Genomic DNA, 17,339 nt, shown 5'->3' on the forward strand with positions numbered 1-17,339 from the left:
GGCGAACGGGTTGTTTCACGTGAAACGTGCCGGTGGTCCGGTCATCGAGGGACTAGCCGAGGGACACATGCCGATTCCAGCAGTCATGCGAGACGCGGTGCCGACGCACCGACCTAGGCTGCGGACTGCCGGTGCAGCGACGTGCGGGTCGGGGCGGCATGGAGAACGGCGCGTCCGCTCTTGCCGCCCGCGAATCGCGGGCCCACTCCCCGACCTCTCTGAGTTGTCGGTGCCACCGTCCGCATGTTTCACGTGGAACGACACCACGCGCGAGTGGATGGGCCATTCACTGTACGTGCGGTGCACGCCGGCGGCCAGCGTTCCGCCCATTCCCGCCAGCGGATCGCCGGACATGGCGTCCTCATCGTGAAGGACAGCGCCACTCCAGCTGGTTTCACGTGAAACGGCCATGTCGAGGCTGTGGGAAGGGGACCCACGGCGGACTCGTGAATGGGCTCGGACACACTGCAAGGCGCCGACGGTCTGCCCCCGCGCAGCCCGCATGCGGAGTCGCGCATCGGGTACTGCCGAAGTTGCTTGCCGCGAGCCTCGTGCGACGTGCCCGCCACGCCATCCCCGCGCACGAGAATCGGCGGTGCCGGGGCCAGCGGCCACATCAGGCGCGTGCGCCGAAACCCACCCGAATGACGTTTCACGTGAAACATCAGCGATCGCGGAAATGGCAAGCGTCGATACTGGCGCTCCGCGGGTCGCGCCGATCAACCGATCAGCCGACAGCCATCAGCCGGCCTGGATCATCTGAAGACGGCCGACATCGAACTGCGTGAGCAGCGGGAACCGGCACTGCTCGCGCTGCCGGTCGCGACGTTCCTGATCAGGGCGGCTGCGCGGGTGACCTCAACCGCGGTGCCGACGATCGTGGCCGACATCGGCGGACTCGCCTCGCTCCCCGGCCGTTCCTGCGATCACTCTTCCCGGCTCGCCGCGCGTCCCCCGGCGATATTGCCGCTGCGGGCCGGCGACCCGGGTTCCACTGCACCAGCGCACCCTGTTGGCATCGCCCTGGTTTTCAGCATCGCCCCGGGCTGATGTCGTGGCCCATCTTCCCACCACCGCGCGGCCCCGCGCCATGCACAACTACCCGCCAGCGCGACAGGACCCGGCAACGTGGGGAGCACCCCGCCCCGCCACCCACATCGGGTCGTCCAGTGACGTCACCGCGGCAGCCGTTTCACGTGAAACGCAAGCCCGGACCCCACCGCCTTCGCACCCGCGCAGGCGTCAGGCGCGAACGCGGGCGCGGATGACGCGAGAAGGCTGCGAGATGAGTCCATCGCCGATGGTCTCGACGCGCACATCAGACAAGCCGAAGCGTCGGATCTGCTTCTGCGCGGCCTCGATCTCCTTCGGCGCACTCATGCCCTTCAAGAGGATGAGTTCTCCGCCGTCGCGGACCAGGGGAGCGGTGAGCGGAACGAGCGTGCGCAGGGCACTCACAGCGCGGGCGGTCACGGCATCCATAACCGGTCCCCCCTTCCAATCCTCGGCGCGTGCCCGCACGACCTCGACGTTCGCGAGCCCGAGGGCATCCGCTTGCTCCTCCAGCCAGGCGACGCGCCGCTCCATCGGCTCGATCAGCACCCATTCCACATCCGGGCGCGCGATGGCCAGCACGACACCGGGCAAGCCCGCGCCCGACCCGACGTCCCCGACCCGTCCCGAGAACAGAGGCGCGATGACGGCGCTGTTCAGGATGTGTCGTGACCACAGGCGAGGGCGCTCGAGCGGCCCGATCAGGCCGCGTTCTTCACCGTGCTCCGCCAATGCCGCGGTGAAACGCCGCGCCAGCTCGACGCGGCCGCCAAAGATGGCGGCCGCGGCAGCGGGCTCCGACTCGAGCTCGGCGATCTCGTCAGACATGATGTTCCACGTGAAACATCACGGGCGACGGATGACCGTGTGGCGGTCCGACCCCTCGCCATACGACTCCGACACGAGCCCACGCTCCGCGACGATGTCGTGGATCAGCTTGCGCTCGTAGCTGGACATCGCCGGCAGCGACGCCTGCGATGCGCCGGCATCCAGCCGCTCGATGGCGCGGTCCACCAGGTGTGCCAGCTCCTGCTGACGCGCATCCCGGGACCCGCCGATGTCGAGGATGAGCCGCGAGAACCGCCCGGTGCGGTTCTGCACGGCCAGCCGCGTGATCTCCTGAACGGCCTGCACGGTGTCAGGGTCAGCGAGCCCGCCCAGAGCACCGGCATCCGGCGCCTCGACGGAAACGTAGGCGCGGCCGTTGCGGACATCCAATGCGAGGTCACCGTCGACATCCGCGATGTCGAGCAGCCCCTCCAGGAAGTCGGCGGCGATATCGCCCTCTTCCTCGAGCTGCTCGACGGTTGCCGAACGATCCTCCAGCGGAGCGGATGACGAGGTCTCTGTCGTGGACATGAGCTTCCTTGGGTTCAGGGAGTCAGGACGGGGTCCCGGGCGAGTCGCCCGGCCCGGAGGGAGTCTGCTTGGATGTCTGCTTCTTGGCGCGCTGCTTGCTCATCGGCTGCTGCCGCTTGGGTGCGGCCGCCCTGGCCTTCTCGGCCTCGGCGAGCAGCCGCTCCTGCTCGGCGACGTACTTCTCCATCGGGATGATCTTGCCCTTGGCGTCCAGCGCCTTGCCGCGCTTGGCCAGCCGCTCCTCGCGCTCCTTGGCTGCCTGCGAGCCGGGCGTGGGCAGATTCCGGATGACCATGAACTGCTGCACGGCGGTCCAGATGTTCGAGGTGAACCAGTAGATGACCACACCGAGCGGGAAGAACACGCCGGAGAAGACGAAGGCGAACGGCAGGACGTAGACCATCATCCGCTGCATCTTGTAGGCCTGGCCCTGCTTGGCCTCGGGCGACAGGTTCTTCGAGACGATCTGCAGCTGGGTGAAGAACTGCGACGCGATCATGAGGACGACCAGCGTGACCATGATGGTGACCGTGGTCTGCCAGCCCTCGGGCTTGGTCTGAAGCGTGCCCTGGAGCGACTCGTGCAGCGACGCGACCCCGAACAGCTTGGCGTTGTAGAACTCCTGAGTCAGCTCGTTCGTGAGCCAGAAGATGCCGCCGTGTCCGGCTTCGGCGTTCGTCTTGATCGTGGACAGCACGCTGTACAGCGAGAAGAACACCGGCATCTGCACGAGGATCGGCAGACAGCCCGAGACCGGAGAGGTGCCGTTCTTCTTGTACAGCGCCATCGTCTCGCGGCTCATCGCCTCGCGTGAGAGCTGATCGCGCTTGCCTTTGTACTTGGCCTGAACCTTCTTCAGCTCGGGCGCGATCTCCATCATCTTGCGCTGGCTCTTGATCTGCTTGACGAAGAGCGGAACGAGCGCAGCGCGAACCACGACCACCAGCCCGATGATGGATAAAACCCAGGTCAGACCGGAAGCCGGGTTCATTCCGATGGCGGTGAACAGCGCGTGGAAGGCCACCAGAATGAGCTCGACGAGCCACTTCAGCGGCCAGAGGATGAACCCGATGGGGTCGAAGCCGCCACCAGCGGCCGCGTCAGTGGGTGACGGCGTGCTCGTGGCAGCGAGAAACAGCAGATCCTGCACGGATCAGTCCTTTCTGGGGGGCACGACGAATCCGTGCGGAGTCAGCTCGTAGCGGAAGTGTGCGTGGGGCCGGACGTCGTCGACGCCACCGGCCGCCCATGGGTGGCAGCGGGCGATGCGCAACGCAGCGAGAGCCGCGCCCTTCGCCGCGCCGTGCTGCTGCACCGCGCCCACAGCGTACGCGGAGCAGGAGGGATAGTAGCGGCACACGTCGCCGTAGGCATGTGAGATCGTCGCCCGATATCCATGGAGCAGCGCAAGCAGCGCATTCCGTGGAAGAAGAGGGATGCTGCGGCCCAGTCCCGAGTCACGGAAGGTCCCGCCGCCGAGGTACGCCGCCGGCAGCGTCATGACGCTCACGCCGCCCTCCGGACCAGACAGCGGGAGACCTCGGCACGCAGCTGGCGGAAGTCAACGCCCGCTGACCCCGGCAGCGCGCGGATGACGACATCCGCCCCCGGCCGGACCTGCGGCAGCGCCTCGGCACAGACTGCCTTCAGTCGACGACGGACGGTGTTCCGTGTGACCGCGGAACCGACCTGCTTGCTCACGATGAACCCGAACCGGGCTGCGCGGTCCTCACCCGAGGACACCACGTACGTCACCGTGTGCGAACCGGCGCACTTGACGCCCCTGCGGACGACGGTCTTGTATTCCGCACCGCGGGTCAACCTGTTCGGCCGCGCGAGCACCAGGATCAGATCAGGCCGACAGCTCGCTGCGGCCCTTGCCGCGGCGAGCAGAGAGGATGGCACGACCGGCGCGCGTGTGCATGCGGGCACGGAAGCCATGCTTCTTGGCACGACGGCGGTTGTTGGGCTGGAAAGTGCGCTTGCTCATGGGATCACTCCGGAGGTTCACCGGGTCATGTGCCCGGAGACGACGAATGGGGACTATGCCGGGAGGGCATACGTCAACCGATTAAGGCTACGTCGTGGCGGAACATAACTCAAACCGGCCGACTTCGCTCAGACATTATCCACAGCGACCGCAGGAACCCTGGAAGGGACACGCGACCGGGATCTACAGTGGAGTTTGCTCTCCGAGCACCTGCTGACTAGCGTTGCTCGGGCAAGTTATCCACAGGTTGAGTCGCGGGTCCGCCGCCTGTGTCACATTTCCGCCGGGGGGCCATCGTGCAGCAGGAGAGTCCTGACGTTCCGATCTGGGCGAGCGTTCTCCACCTGCTCGAAGCCGACGGCCGGATCACCCCGCAGATGTGGGGGTTCCTGCATCTCGCCGTCCCGCAGGGCGTGATGGGCGGCATCCTCTACGTCGATGTGCCCAACGACCTGACGGCCGCGCAGATGAACAAGCGGATGCGCGCACCGATCATGGAGGCCCTGGAGCACGCCGGTGACGAGGTGAACTCCTTCCGGGTGGTCGTCAATCCGGAGATCACCGACACCCACCTGACCGAGGCCATCCCGGTGCAGACCGCCCCGTCGCCGATAGTGGAGCACCCGCCGGTCGAACGTGTGGAGCAGCCGTCCGCCGGCACCCGCAACGACACCAGGCTGAACCCGAAGTACACGTTCGACAGCTTCGTCATCGGCCAATCCAACCGGTTCGCGCACGCCGCCGCGGTCGCCGTCGCCGAAGCACCGGCGAAGGCCTACAACCCGCTGTTCATCTACGGCGACTCGGGGCTGGGCAAGACTCACCTCCTGCATGCGATCGGCGACTACGCGAAGAGCATGTACGCCGGCATCCGCGTTCGCTACGTCTCCAGCGAAGAGTTCACGAACGACTTCATCAACTCGATCGCGAACAACCGCGGTTCCGCTTTCCAGGCCCGATACCGCGACGTGGACATCCTGCTGATCGATGACATCCAGTTCTTGCAAGGGCGCGCCGAGACGCAGGAGGCGTTCTTCCACACCTTCAACACGCTGCATGATCACGACAAGCAGGTCGTGATCACCAGCGACGTCCCGCCGAAGCATCTGACCGGCTTCGAGGACCGGATGCGCAGCCGCTTCGAGTGGGGACTGATCACCGACGTGCAGGCGCCCGACCTCGAGACCCGCATCGCGATCCTGCGCAAGAAGGCGCAGAGCGAGCGGCTGCAGATCCCGGACGAGGTGCTGGAGTACATCGCCACGGTCGTCTCATCGAACATCCGCGAACTCGAGGGTGCACTCATCCGCGTCTCGGCGTTCGCGAGCCTGAACCACTCGACCCTCGACATGTCGCTGGCCCAGACGGTGCTCCGCGACATCGTCGATCAGGATGACGCGAACATCATCTCGCCGACCGACATCATCACCGCGACCGCGGCCTACTTCAAGCTGTCGGTCGACGACCTCTACGGCTCGAGCAGGTCGCAGGCCGTCGCGCAGGCGCGCCAGATCGCGATGTATCTGTGCCGCGAGCGGACGAGCCTGTCCCTCCCGAAGATCGGGCAGCTGTTCGGCGGACGCGATCACACCACGGTGATGTACGCGTACAAGAAGATCAGCGACCTCATGAAGGAGCGCCGGTCGATCTTCAACCACGTCACGGACATCACCGCGCAGCTCGGCCGCAACGGTCGCTGACCGCCGGAGGGCGGGCTGGAGACGCATTCGGGATGCTGCGGACAGATCGACTCTTGACAACCACCCCTCGGCACCACCACAATTCGCGTTCTGCACAATGTGGATAACTTGTGGAGAACTCGTCGGTGAATGTCATTCTCTGTGAGCGATGGACCGCCCCACTGTGGATAACCGGCGGGGCACTCTGGTTGTCCACAACCGCTCTGTCCCCGGGATTCCGCAGGACGTCCACATCTCACACGCGTGTAGTTCCTTAGAGCCGCAGACGATCCACCGAGTTATCCACAGATTCCACAGCGGTTAACACCATGACAGATAGTTAACGATTTGAGGGGACTCCGATCACCTCGACGGCGCGGGGTGTGATCGTCCGCTCCGGAAATCACGACATCGGCATCCGGCGTGAAGGGCACTAGCATGAGAAAGCCCACGCCCATCTCAAGGGAGCGCAAGTGAAGTTCCACGTAGGTCGCGATGTCTTCAGCGAGGCCGTCTCGTTCGTTGTGAAGCTCCTGCCCCAGCGCAATCCTCAGCCGATACTCGCCGGCGTGCTCATCGAGGCGAGCGAATCCGGGCTCTCCCTGTCGGCGTTCGACTACGAGGCATCCGCTCGCACCACGATCGAGGCGAGCGTCGACGACCCGGGTACGATCCTCGTGCACGGCCGGCTGCTGTCCGACATCGCCAGCCGGCTGCCCAACGCCCCGATCCAGATCGAGGTCGAAGACGAGGGGATTGCGCTCACCTGCGGATCCGCGCGGTTCATGCTGGCGTCGATGCCGGTGCAGGAATATCCCGCCATTCCCGAGGTGAGCGGCGAGAAGGGACTCGTTCCCGCCGACGACTTCGCGACAGCGATCGCGCAGGTCGCCTTCGCCGCATCCCGTGACGACGTCACTCCTGTGCTGACCGGGGTGCAGCTCGAGGTCAGCGGCACCCGGCTCAGCCTGGTCGCGACCGACCGGTACCGGGTCGCGCTGCGCGAGATCCCGTGGGACGGCGGGACCGCAGCATCCGAAGACATCACCTCGGCCCTCGTCCCGGCACGCACCCTCATCGAGGTGGGCAAGACGTTCTCGCACGGCGGCGAGATCGCGGTCTCGTTCTCGGGTGCCGGCGACCGCGAGATCATCGCCTTCACCTCGGGCAACAAGACCGTCACATCGCTGCTGATCAAGGGCAACTTTCCGCCGGTGCGTCGGCTGTTCCCGGAGCAGACCGAGCACCACGCGGTCGTCAACACCGCCGACCTCACCGAGGCGGTGCGGCGCGTGTCGCTCGTGCTCGACCGGTCCGCACCGCTGCGGTTCACGTTCACGCCCGACACCGTCTCGATGGATGCCTCCGGCACCGAGCAGGCGCGGGCGAGCGAGTCCGTCGATGCCACGCTGGTCGGCGAGGACGTCACGCTCGGGCTGAACCCGCAGTATCTGCTCGAGGCGCTCGCCGCCGTGCGCAGCGAGTTCGCGCGCGTCACGTTCACGTCGACCGAGAATCAGAACAAGCTCAGCCCGGTGCTGATCACCCCGCAGACCTCGGTCGACAAGGGCGGCGAAGACAGCTTCCGCTACCTGCTGCAGCCCAACCTGCTGCTGCGCTGACTCCGCCGGCGTCTTCCCGCCCTCCCCAGCCTGCCTTCTCGTCGAAATCGTACGATCCGGCCGAGTGCACATCAATTTCGGCCAAGTTTGATGTGGTTTCGGCCAAATCGTACGATTTCGCGGAACTGGACCAGGGGTGGAGCGGGCGCAGAGGCGGCGGGAGATGGGCGGCGGGGGATGCCGTCGGTAGGCTTGATCCGGTGATCGTCGAGCAGCTCAGCCTGGTGGATTTCCGCAACTATGCGGCCGCCGAGGTGACGCTGGACCGCGGTCCGAACCTGTTCGTCGGAAGCAACGGCCAGGGCAAGACGAACCTCGCCGAAGCCATCGCGTACCTGGCCACCCTCGGCTCCCACCGCGTCTCGACCGACGCGCCGCTGGTGCGGGAGGGCGCCGACGCCGCCATCATCCGCACCCGACTCGCGCACGGTGAACGACGGGTGCAGCTCGAGCTGCAGATCAACAGGCAGGGTTCGAACAAGGCCCGGGTCAACGGCGCCCCGATCAGGGCCGCCGAACTGCCGCGCTACGCGCAGGTGGTCCTCTTCGCCCCCGAAGACCTGCAGATCGTCCGCGGAGATCCGTCGGCGCGGCGCCGCTTCGTCGATCAGCTCCTGATCCAGCGCGCACCGCGGATGAGCGGTGTGCTCGCCGACTACGACCGCGTGCTGCGGCAGCGCAATGCCCTGCTCAAGTCGGCCCGGGCGCGCGGGATCCGCGGCGATCAGCTGTCCACGCTCGAGGTGTGGGACGAGAAGCTCGTCGTCCTGGGGTCCGAGGTCATCGACGCCCGTGCCGCGCTCAGCGCCGAGATGTCGGCGCCGCTCGCCCGTGCCTACGCGGCGATCGCCGGCGCCGATCACGCCCCGGAGCTCGAGTGGATGCTGTCGGTGCGCGGCGCCGACCCGGAAGAGGGCGCGGATGCCGTGACCGCAGAGACCGCCGGCGACACCCCCGAGCTGTTCCGCGCCGCGCTCGCAGCCCGACGGTCCGCCGAGCTGGACCGCGGGGTGACCCTCGTCGGCCCGCACCGTGACGATCTGCTGCTCCGGGTGCGCGGTCTGCCGGTGAAGGGGTATGCCTCGCACGGCGAGTCGTGGTCGATGGCCCTGGGCCTGCGCCTGGCGTCGGCCGAGCTTCTGCGGGAGCGCTCGCTCCTGGGCGATCCGGTTCTGATCCTGGACGACGTGTTCGCCGAACTCGACGCCGACCGGCGCGAGCGGCTGGCCGGCATGGCGGCCGGGTACGAACAGGTGATCGTCACCGCCGCGGTCGAGCCCGATGTGCCGGACGCGCTGCGCGCGCATGTCGTCCGGGTCGAGGCCGGCACGATCCTCCCGGCCGATGCCATCCCCGCCGCGGAGCCCGCAGATGGGCGATGAGAAGGATGCCGTCCCCGAGACGATCGCGACCTACCTGCGGCTGCGCGGCCTCGAGCCGTCCGCGCACCGCAGGCGTCGACGCCGGCGCCGCAGCGGCGACGACGACGAGAACCAGCCGTTCAGCCTCGGCCGCGACCCGAAGGGCGTCGGCGACGTGCTCACGACGCTCACGCATGAGGCGGGGTGGGACTCCCAGCTGGCGCGCGCCGACCTGGTCCGGGAGTGGGACGAGGTGGCGGGCGACGAGACGGCCCGGCACACGCGTCCGGTCGCCCTGAGCGATGGGATGCTGACGGTCCAGTGCGATTCGACCGCGTGGGCCAAGCAGCTCCAGCTGATGCGGGCCCACATCCTCACCGAGATCCTGCGACGGTATCCGGACGCCGGGGTCGACAGCATCCGGTTCATCGGCCCGGACGTCCCCTCGTGGAAATGGGGTCCCAGAGCCGTTCCAGGGCGCGGCCCGCGCGATACCTACGGGTGACCCACGTTCGGGACCCATCTCGTCCCTTTTCTGCCCGCAGAGGGGCGTATGGCGGGCTTTTACAGCCACCTCTTGGTAAGATGGGAACGTCACCACAGACGACTGGAGCGCGGGATACCTATGACGTCAGATGCACCGGAGAACGAGTCCGCGCAGGCGAGCGAGCAGCACTCGGCGAAGCCCGCCACACCCGGAAAGAACGACTACGGTGCCGACGCCATCCAGGTCCTCGAGGGACTCGAGGCCGTCCGCAAGCGTCCGGGCATGTACATCGGCTCCACCGGTGAGCGCGGACTGCATCACCTGGTCCAGGAGATCGTCGACAACTCGGTCGACGAGGCCCTCGCCGGGTACTGCGATCTGATCGAGGTCACGATCCTCGCCGACGGCGGCATCCGATGCATCGACAACGGCCGCGGCATCCCGGTCGGTCCGCATTCCTCCGACCCGACCAAGTCCACGGTCGAGGTCGTGCTCACCGTGCTGCACGCCGGCGGCAAGTTCGGCGGCAGCGGCTACGCGGTCTCGGGCGGTCTGCACGGCGTCGGCTCATCCGTGGTCAACGCGCTGTCCACCCGCTTCGAGGTGCTGGTCAAGCGCGAGGGATACGCGTGGCGGCAGACGTTCGCCGACGGCGGCGTGCCGCAGGGGCCGCTGGAGCGCGGGGAAGAGACCGACGAGACCGGGACGATCATCACGTTCTGGCCCGACGGGTCGATCTTCGACGCGGTCGAGTTCGACTACGACACGCTGCGCGTGCGGTTCCAGCAGATGGCGTTCCTGAACAAGGGTCTCAAGATCACTCTCCAGGACGAGCGCGAGAAGGCGATCGAGGTGACGGAGGATGCCGAGGGCATCGATGTCGTCTCGCAGCGACACGACACGTTCCTGTACGAACGAGGACTCGTCGACTACGTCGAGTACATCAACCGCGTGCGCAAGGCTGAGCACGTGAACGACGAGATCATCGACTTCGAATCGGAGGACACGGAGCGCAAGATCTCGCTCGAGGTGGCGATGCAGTGGACCACCGGCTACACCGAGAACGTGTTCACCTACGCGAACACGATCAACACGCACGAGGGCGGCACGCACGAGGAAGGCTTCCGTGCGGCGCTGACCACGCTGGTGAACCGATATGCGCGCGCGAACAACCTGCTCAAGGAGAAGGACGACAACCTGTCCGGCGAGGACGTGCGCGAGGGCCTGACCGCGGTCATCTCGGTCAAGCTGTCCGAGCCCCAGTTCGAGGGCCAGACGAAGACGAAGCTCGGCAACACGTCGGCCAAGGCGTTCGTGCAGAAGGTGGTCGGCGATCGGCTCGGCGACTGGTTCGACCGCAACCCGAACGCGGCCAAGAACATCATCCGAAAGTCCATCGACGCCTCGACCGCCCGACTGGCTGCCCGCAAGGCGCGCGAGACCGCACGACGCAAGAGCGTCTTCGAGTCGGCATCCATGCCCGACAAGCTCAAGGACTGCACCAGCAAGGACCCGTCGATCAGCGAGATCTTCCTCGTCGAGGGCGACTCGGCCGGCGGCTCGGCGGTGCAGGGACGCGACCCGCACACGCAGGCCATCCTGTCGCTGCGCGGCAAGATCCTCAACGTCGAGCGGGCGCGCCTGGACCGGGCACTCGGCAACAACGAGATCCAGGCGATGATCCAGGCGTTCGGCACCGGCATCGGCGAGGACTTCGACATCGAGAAGGCCCGGTACCACAAGATCGTGCTGATGGCGGATGCCGATGTGGACGGCCAGCACATCACCACGCTGCTGCTGACCCTGCTGTTCCGCTACATGCGCGGACTCATCGAGGCGGGCTTCGTCTACCTCGCGATGCCGCCGCTGTACCGGCTGAAGTGGTCGAACTCGGCGCACGAGTACGTGTACTCGGACCCCGAGCGCGACGCCCTGCTCAACGACGGGCTGGCCTCGGGCAAGCGGATCCCCAAGGACAACGGCATCCAGCGCTACAAGGGTCTGGGTGAGATGAACCCCAAGGAGCTGTGGGAGACCACGATGGACCCCGTCACGCGGACGCTGCGACAGGTGACCATCGACGACGCCGCGGCCGCAGACGAGATCTTCTCGGTGCTGATGGGCGAGGATGTCGAATCCCGCCGCAGCTTCATCCAGCGCAACGCCAAGGACGTGCGCTTCCTCGACATCTGAACCGTTTCGTCGGGACGACCTCGGTCGCCCAGCGGACGAAGCAAGACGAAACGAAACGAAGAGAGAACTGAGAATGGCCGACGACGAGCGCCCCACCGAGGCTCCCGAACACAACCACGGCAAGATCGACCAGGTCGACCTGCAGGTCGAGATGCAGCGCAGCTACCTCGACTACGCGATGAGCGTCATCGTCGGGCGCGCGCTGCCCGACGTGCGCGACGGGCTGAAGCCCGTGCACCGCCGGGTGATCTACGCGATGTACGACGGCGGATACCGTCCGGACAAGTCGTTCTCGAAGTGCGCGCGTGTCGTCGGCGAGGTCATGGGTCAGTACCACCCGCACGGAGACTCGGCGATCTACGACACCCTCGTGCGGCTCGTGCAGCCGTGGTCGCTGCGCTACCCGCTCGCCCTCGGGCAGGGCAACTTCGGCTCGCCCGGCAACCAGGGCGCCGCGGCGCCGCGATACACCGAGACCAAGATGGCTCCGCTCGCGCTGGAGATGGTGCGCGACATCGAAGAGGAGACCGTCGACTTCCAGGACAACTACGACGGTCAGACGCAGGAGCCGGTCGTGCTGCCGGCGCGCTTCCCGAACCTGCTGGTCAACGGCTCGGTGGGCATCGCGGTCGGCATGGCGACCAACATCCCGCCGCACAACCTGCGCGAGGTCGCCGCGGGCGCCCTGTGGGCGCTCGAGCACCCGGACGCCTCCCGTGAAGAGCTGTTCGAGGCGCTGATCCAGCGCATCCCCGGTCCGGACTTCCCGACCGCCGCGCAGATCCTCGGCACCCGCGGCATCCAGGAGGCCTACCGCACCGGCCGCGGCTCAATCACCATGCGCGCGGTGGTCAACGTCGAGGAGATCCAGGGACGCACCTGCCTGGTCGTCACCGAACTGCCGTACCAGGTCAACCCCGACAACGTGGCGGTGAAGATCCGCGACCTCGCCCGGGACGGCAAGATCTCGGGCATCGCCGACATCCGCGACGAGTCCAGCGACCGCACCGGGCAGCGACTGGTCGTCGTCCTGCGGCGGGATGCCGTGGCCAAGGTCGTGCTGAACAACCTCTACAAGCACACCCAGCTGCAGGAGAACTTCGGCGCGAACATGCTCGCGATCGTGGACGGCGTGCCGCGCACGCTGCCGATCGACGGGTTCGTCACGCACTGGCTGGTGCACCAGATCGAAGTGATCGTGCGCCGCACCCAGTACCGGCTGCGCAAGGCCGAGGAGCGGATGCACATCCTGCGCGGATATCTGAAGGCGCTGGACGCGCTGGACGAGGTCATCGCGCTGATCCGCCGCTCGCCCACGGTCGACGAGGCGCGCGAGGGTCTGAAGCAGCTGTTGGAGATCGACACCGACCAGGCCGACGCGATCCTCGCGATGCAGCTGCGCCGCCTCGCGGCGCTGGAGCGCCAGAAGATCATCGACGAGGCCACCGAGCTCGAGGCCCAGATCGCCGAGTTCAAGGTGATCCTCGCCGATCCGGCCCGTCAGCGCGGCATCGTGCGGGACGAGCTGACCGACATCGTCGCGAAGTTCGGCGACGAGCGGCGCACGCAGATCCTGCCCGGCTACGACGGCGACATGTCGATGGAGGATCTCATCCCCGAAGAGGAGATGGTGATCACCGTCACGCGCGACGGCTACATCAAGCGGACCCGGAGCGACAACTATCGGTCGCAGCACCGCGGCGGCAAGGGCGTGAAGGGCGCCCAGCTGCGGGCGGATGACGTGGTGGAGCACTTCTTCGTGACCACGACCCATCACTGGCTGCTGTTCTTCACGAACAAGGGCCGGGTCTATCGCGCGAAGGCGTACGAGGTGCCCGAGGCCGGGCGCGACGCGAAGGGTCAGCACGTCGCGAACCTGCTGGCGCTGCAGCCAGAGGAGGAGATCGCCCAGATCCTCGACGTCCGCACCTACGAGGACGCGTCCTACCTCGTGCTGGCCACCCGCGGCGGTCGCGTGAAGAAGACCGCGTTCACCGAGTACGACACCAACCGTCAGGGCGGCATCATCGCGATCCGGCTGCGGGATGAGGACGAGCTCGTCTCGGCGCTGCTCGTGAACACCGGCGACGACATCCTGCTCATCAGCCAGAAGGGCATGTCGCTGCGCTTCGGCGCCACCGACGAGGCGCTCCGGCCGATGGGGCGCTCCACCGAGGGTGTGAAGGGGATGTCGTTCCGGCCGGGCGACTGCCTCCTTTCGGCGTCGCTGGTCTCGGACGACGGGTACGTCTTCGTGGTCACCGACGGCGGATACGCCAAGCGCACGGCGGTCTCGGAATACCGCGTCCAGGGACGCGGCGGACTGGGCATCAAGGTCGCCAAACTCAACGATGATCGAGGCCATCTCGCGGGCGGACTGATCGCCACCGAGGACGACGAGGTCTTGGTGGTTCTTGCCAGCGGCAAGGTGGTACGCTCTGCCGTGGCCGAGGTGCCCGCCAAGGGCCGTGACACCATGGGTGTCGTCTTCGCCCGTCCCGATGACGACGATCGCATCATCGCGATCGCTCGGAACTCGGAACGAGGACTGGGTGAGGAGGACGCGGTGGAGCCCGAGCCCGGAACCCCCGAGAGTTCGGCGGCGGCAGCATCCGACACCTCCCCCGAGAGCATCGAAGAGAGTACTGACGCATGAGCACGGTAGCCGACAAGCTGGCCAAGAAGTCGAGCCACAAGACCAGCGCCAAACAGGTGCGCCTGCGGCTGGTCTACGTGGACTTCTGGTCGGCGGTCAAGCTGTCGTTCCTGGCCGCGGTCGCGCTGGCCGTGGTCACGGTGGTGTCGTTCTTCCTCATCTACATGGTGGTGTCGGCGACCGGGCTGATCGGCAAGACGGATGATCTGTTCAAGAGCATCAGCGACGGCGGCGTGACGCTGTCATCGATCATCGGGCTGCCCCAGGTGATGGCGATGGGAGCGATCGTCGCGATCCTGAACCTCATCGTCGTGACCGTGCTCGGCGCGGTCGTTGCCGGCATCTACAACCTCGCGGTGAAGATCACCGGCGGTCTGCTGATCGGGTTCACCTCGAACTGACCCTCGCGCCCCTCAGGTCCCTGAGCGAGCGGAGCGCCCCTCAGGTCCCTGAGCGAGCGGAGCGAGACGAAGGGCCGGTACCTCAGGTCCCTGAGCAGCGCTGCGCCCCTCAGGTCCCTGAGCGAGCGGAGCGAGACGAAGGGCCGGTACCTGCGCGATGCGCCCCTCAGGTCCCTGAGCGAGCGGAGCGAGACGAAGGGCCGGTACCTGCGCGATGCGCTCCTCGCTCAGGGACCTGCTCGTCACGCGATGCCGGTGGTGCCCAGCAGCATCCCGATCACGAACGTGGCCGCCAGCGCGAGTGCGCCGCCGACGACCAGGCGGGTGATCGCCCGCGCCTTCGGCGCGCCGCCGAGCTGGGCCGACACGGTGCCGGTGAACACCAGGGCGACCAGCACGGCGATGAACGTAACGGCGATCCGGGCCGGGGCCGGGACGAGCAGGATCGCGAGCATCGGCAGGATCGCGCCGATCGTGAACGACACCGCCGAGGATAGTGCGGCATGCCATGGATTGACAAGGTCGTCCTGGTCGATGTGCAGCTCGACCTCGAGGTGCGCGGCCAGCGCGTCGTGCGCGGTGAGCTCCCGGGCGACCGCGCGGGCGGTCTCGGGGGTGAGCCCGCGCTGCTCGTACATCTCGGTGAGTTCGGCCAGCTCTTCCTCGGGCATCTCGGCGAGCTCCCACCGCTCCTTCTCGATGAGGGCCCGCTCCGTGTCGCGCTGGCTGCTGACCGATACGTACTCCCCCAGAGCCATCGAGATCGCGCCGCCCACCAGGGCCGCCATCCCCGCGGTGAAGATCGCGCCGAGATCGGGTGTGGCCGCTGCGACGCCCACGACGACGGCGGCGACAGACACGATGCCGTCGTTGGCGCCGAGCACGCCGGCGCGCAGCCAGTTGAGGCGCTCCCCGAACTTCAGGGAGTGCGGCTCATCCTGATGCTGTCCGTCGGCATCCGTCATGTCCCCCAGTCAAGCACCCTCGCCCGTTCGGATTCGGAAAATCACGCCGATTCGGGTAATCTCTTGGAGGTTGACGGTGCATGTCGACAGAGGGGCTATAGCTCAGTTGGTTAGAGCGCTTCACTGATAATGAAGAGGTCCCAGGTTCAAATCCTGGTAGCCCCACATCACCTCTCTCGGGGCCTTAGCTCAGTTGGTAGAGCACCTGCTTTGCAAGCAGGGGGTCACCGGTTCGAACCCGGTAGGCTCCACAATCTGAATGAATCGCCTGGGCAAGCCAGTTGGCCGATGGTGCCGTGCGATTTCTCCCGGTCAGATCAACTTTTGGCCGAAGGGAACCCGCGGCTGGTGCTCGTCCTTGATACTTTCCGGTGAGAAGCCCGACAGTCCAGCCTGCTGATCCAGTCGCTCGGCGCCGTCGATGAACTTGGTGTCCAGGATGCTTCGTGCGCCGAGCACTTCGACGCCGAGCAGGATGCCGGCCCGGTCGAAGTCGAGGGCGATTATCTGTCCGGTGGGACTCTCGGTCACGACGTTCCGCACTGAGCGTCCGGGCTCGATCTCGGGGACGAGCTCGATGTAGGCGGCATCGGCTATGGCGTCGTAGGTGGTGCGCATGCGGAGACCCTACCCAGTGGCTGCGACATGCAGCCCGTCGGTCGTCGGACAACGCCGTCAATCAGCGGCCGGCTCGACGGTATGAGCAACCGAGCGGCCTGGACATCGCGACCCGCATCACAGCGTCTGCCCGGCGAGGAAGTGCCATCCGAGCCACCACCACACCACGATCACCGCGAGACTGATCGCGCGTTCGGACATCAGCCGGTCGAACATCCCGGTGACGGATGCCTCGGCGTACCGCCGTCCGATCACCCAACCGGCCACCGCCAGGGCCGCCGCACATGCGAGGAAGGCCCCCGCGCTGATGACGATCATCGCTTCCCTCCTCGGCGCAGCAGCCACACGCCGCCGGCCAGCCACACGGCGATGAAGAGGATCTTGCCCGGCACCGTGGCCACCGCCGGATTGAGCAGGTCGCTCAGCGCGAACCAGGTCGCGTCGGGCTGGACGAGCCCGAGGATGAACTGGATCAGCTCCCAGACGCAGCCCGCCACGACGATCACCGTCCACGCGAGGGCGAGACGGCGGATGCCGGGGGTCAGCGCGGTGGGGGCGTCCGGCCGCGCGACCGCCGCACCCGAGGGAGCAACCAAGACGATCGCGATCACCCCGACCGCGATGACCATCGCCTGCATCATCGGGCCGTGGCGGGGCAGGAAGCAGAGCACCGCTCCGATCACGGCCGCCGCGCCGGCCAACCACCGCAGGGTGAGTCGTCGTGCCGGCCGACGCGGGACTCCACGAAGCGACTGCAGCGCGACACCGCCCGCGGCCACGCAGAAGACGACGGCATCGAACCACTGCATCCGCACGACCTGCACGACCCCGATCGCCACGAGAACGAACACCCAGCACGCGACCGGCCAGACCGCGGACGTGGCCACAGACCCGGCCCTCGCGTGCCGCCGCACGCGAGCCGTCTGCCTATGGTCTTCGCGCCGGTCCATGCTCA

The 17,339-nt window shown here is 67.1% G+C and carries 17 protein-coding genes and 2 tRNA genes; 9 read left to right on the plus strand and 10 right to left on the minus strand.

Features of this window, described 5'->3' with window-relative positions:
* Positions 1–1,242: 1,242 nt before the first annotated feature.
* The 6 genes from rsmG to rpmH are packed head-to-tail and all read right to left on the minus strand — an operon-like array spanning position 1,243 to position 4,402.
* Positions 1,243–1,881, minus strand: coding sequence for a 16S rRNA (guanine(527)-N(7))-methyltransferase RsmG (gene rsmG / locus AC0L6F_RS11060; protein WP_473537939.1), 639 nt, complete (start codon positions 1,879–1,881; stop codon positions 1,243–1,245).
* Between the two features lie 18 nt (positions 1,882–1,899).
* A complete protein-coding gene (locus tag AC0L6F_RS11065) occupies positions 1,900–2,412 on the minus strand; it encodes a Jag family protein (RefSeq protein WP_473537940.1) in 513 nt (170 codons plus the stop codon).
* A gap of 22 nt (positions 2,413–2,434) precedes the next feature.
* The gene (gene yidC, locus AC0L6F_RS11070; RefSeq protein ID WP_274636653.1) at positions 2,435–3,562 is read right to left on the minus strand and encodes a membrane protein insertase YidC; all 1,128 of its coding nucleotides are present in this window, start codon (positions 3,560–3,562) and stop codon (positions 2,435–2,437) included.
* A 3-nt stretch (positions 3,563–3,565) separates the two neighbouring features.
* Complete coding sequence (gene yidD, locus AC0L6F_RS11075) at positions 3,566–3,913, minus strand: membrane protein insertion efficiency factor YidD (RefSeq protein WP_473539995.1); 348 nt, start codon at positions 3,911–3,913, stop codon at positions 3,566–3,568.
* Positions 3,914–3,918: 5 nt separating this feature from the next.
* A complete protein-coding gene (gene rnpA, locus AC0L6F_RS11080; protein ID WP_473537941.1) occupies positions 3,919–4,317 on the minus strand; it encodes a ribonuclease P protein component in 399 nt (132 codons plus the stop codon).
* On the minus strand, positions 4,265–4,402 hold the full coding sequence (gene rpmH, locus AC0L6F_RS11085) for a 50S ribosomal protein L34 (protein WP_259610854.1): 138 nt from the start codon (positions 4,400–4,402) through the stop codon (positions 4,265–4,267). The genes rnpA and rpmH overlap by 53 nt, the downstream gene beginning before the upstream one ends.
* A gap of 293 nt (positions 4,403–4,695) precedes the next feature.
* Here rpmH and dnaA point away from each other — a divergent pair, with 293 nt between their 5' ends.
* The 7 genes from dnaA (at position 4,696) to AC0L6F_RS11120 (ending at position 14,801) form a co-directional block, all read left to right on the plus strand.
* Entirely contained in the window at positions 4,696–6,102 is a 1,407-nt protein-coding gene (dnaA, locus tag AC0L6F_RS11090; protein WP_473539996.1) for a chromosomal replication initiator protein DnaA, read from the plus strand.
* Between the two features lie 452 nt (positions 6,103–6,554).
* On the plus strand, positions 6,555–7,703 hold the full coding sequence (dnaN, locus tag AC0L6F_RS11095) for a DNA polymerase III subunit beta (RefSeq protein ID WP_473537942.1): 1,149 nt from the start codon (positions 6,555–6,557) through the stop codon (positions 7,701–7,703).
* 200 nt (positions 7,704–7,903) lie between these two features.
* Complete coding sequence (gene recF, locus AC0L6F_RS11100; protein ID WP_473537943.1) at positions 7,904–9,085, plus strand: DNA replication/repair protein RecF; 1,182 nt, start codon at positions 7,904–7,906, stop codon at positions 9,083–9,085.
* Positions 9,075–9,569, plus strand: coding sequence for a DciA family protein (locus tag AC0L6F_RS11105; protein WP_259610856.1), 495 nt, complete (start codon positions 9,075–9,077; stop codon positions 9,567–9,569). The genes recF and AC0L6F_RS11105 overlap by 11 nt, the downstream gene beginning before the upstream one ends.
* Before the next feature lie 120 nt (positions 9,570–9,689).
* A complete protein-coding gene (gyrB, locus tag AC0L6F_RS11110) occupies positions 9,690–11,744 on the plus strand; it encodes a DNA topoisomerase (ATP-hydrolyzing) subunit B (protein WP_473537944.1) in 2,055 nt (684 codons plus the stop codon).
* A 73-nt stretch (positions 11,745–11,817) separates the two neighbouring features.
* Positions 11,818–14,400 (plus strand): DNA gyrase subunit A, encoded by a 2,583-nt coding sequence (gene gyrA / locus AC0L6F_RS11115; RefSeq protein WP_274636659.1) that lies wholly within the window; start codon positions 11,818–11,820, stop codon positions 14,398–14,400.
* The gene (locus AC0L6F_RS11120) at positions 14,397–14,801 is read left to right on the plus strand and encodes a DUF3566 domain-containing protein (RefSeq protein ID WP_274636660.1); all 405 of its coding nucleotides are present in this window, start codon (positions 14,397–14,399) and stop codon (positions 14,799–14,801) included. The genes gyrA and AC0L6F_RS11120 overlap by 4 nt, the downstream gene beginning before the upstream one ends.
* A 242-nt stretch (positions 14,802–15,043) precedes the next feature.
* On the opposite strand, the gene AC0L6F_RS11125 is transcribed toward AC0L6F_RS11120, so the two are convergent.
* On the minus strand, positions 15,044–15,766 hold the full coding sequence (locus AC0L6F_RS11125; protein WP_473537945.1) for a VIT1/CCC1 transporter family protein: 723 nt from the start codon (positions 15,764–15,766) through the stop codon (positions 15,044–15,046).
* Between the two features lie 91 nt (positions 15,767–15,857).
* On the opposite strand from AC0L6F_RS11125, the gene AC0L6F_RS11130 reads away from it, so the two are divergent.
* Together AC0L6F_RS11130 and AC0L6F_RS11135 are read left to right on the plus strand one after the other, a co-directional pair.
* A tRNA-Ile gene (locus AC0L6F_RS11130) sits at positions 15,858–15,931 on the plus strand.
* Positions 15,932–15,944: 13 nt separating this feature from the next.
* Positions 15,945–16,017, plus strand: a tRNA-Ala gene (locus tag AC0L6F_RS11135).
* A 61-nt stretch (positions 16,018–16,078) separates the two neighbouring features.
* Here the strand turns inward: AC0L6F_RS11135 and AC0L6F_RS11140 are convergent.
* The 3 genes from AC0L6F_RS11140 to AC0L6F_RS11150 form a co-directional block, all read right to left on the minus strand.
* Entirely contained in the window at positions 16,079–16,384 is a 306-nt protein-coding gene (locus AC0L6F_RS11140; RefSeq protein ID WP_473537946.1) for a DUF2283 domain-containing protein, read from the minus strand.
* Between the two features lie 117 nt (positions 16,385–16,501).
* A complete protein-coding gene (locus AC0L6F_RS11145) occupies positions 16,502–16,702 on the minus strand; it encodes a DUF6186 family protein (RefSeq protein ID WP_473537947.1) in 201 nt (66 codons plus the stop codon).
* On the minus strand, positions 16,699–17,271 hold the full coding sequence (locus tag AC0L6F_RS11150) for a hypothetical protein (protein WP_473537948.1): 573 nt from the start codon (positions 17,269–17,271) through the stop codon (positions 16,699–16,701). Before AC0L6F_RS11150 ends, AC0L6F_RS11145 begins: the two co-directional genes overlap by 4 nt.
* Between the last annotated feature and the right edge of the window lie 68 nt (positions 17,272–17,339).

It is taken from the genome of Microbacterium sp. G2-16M, from assembly GCF_055809115.1.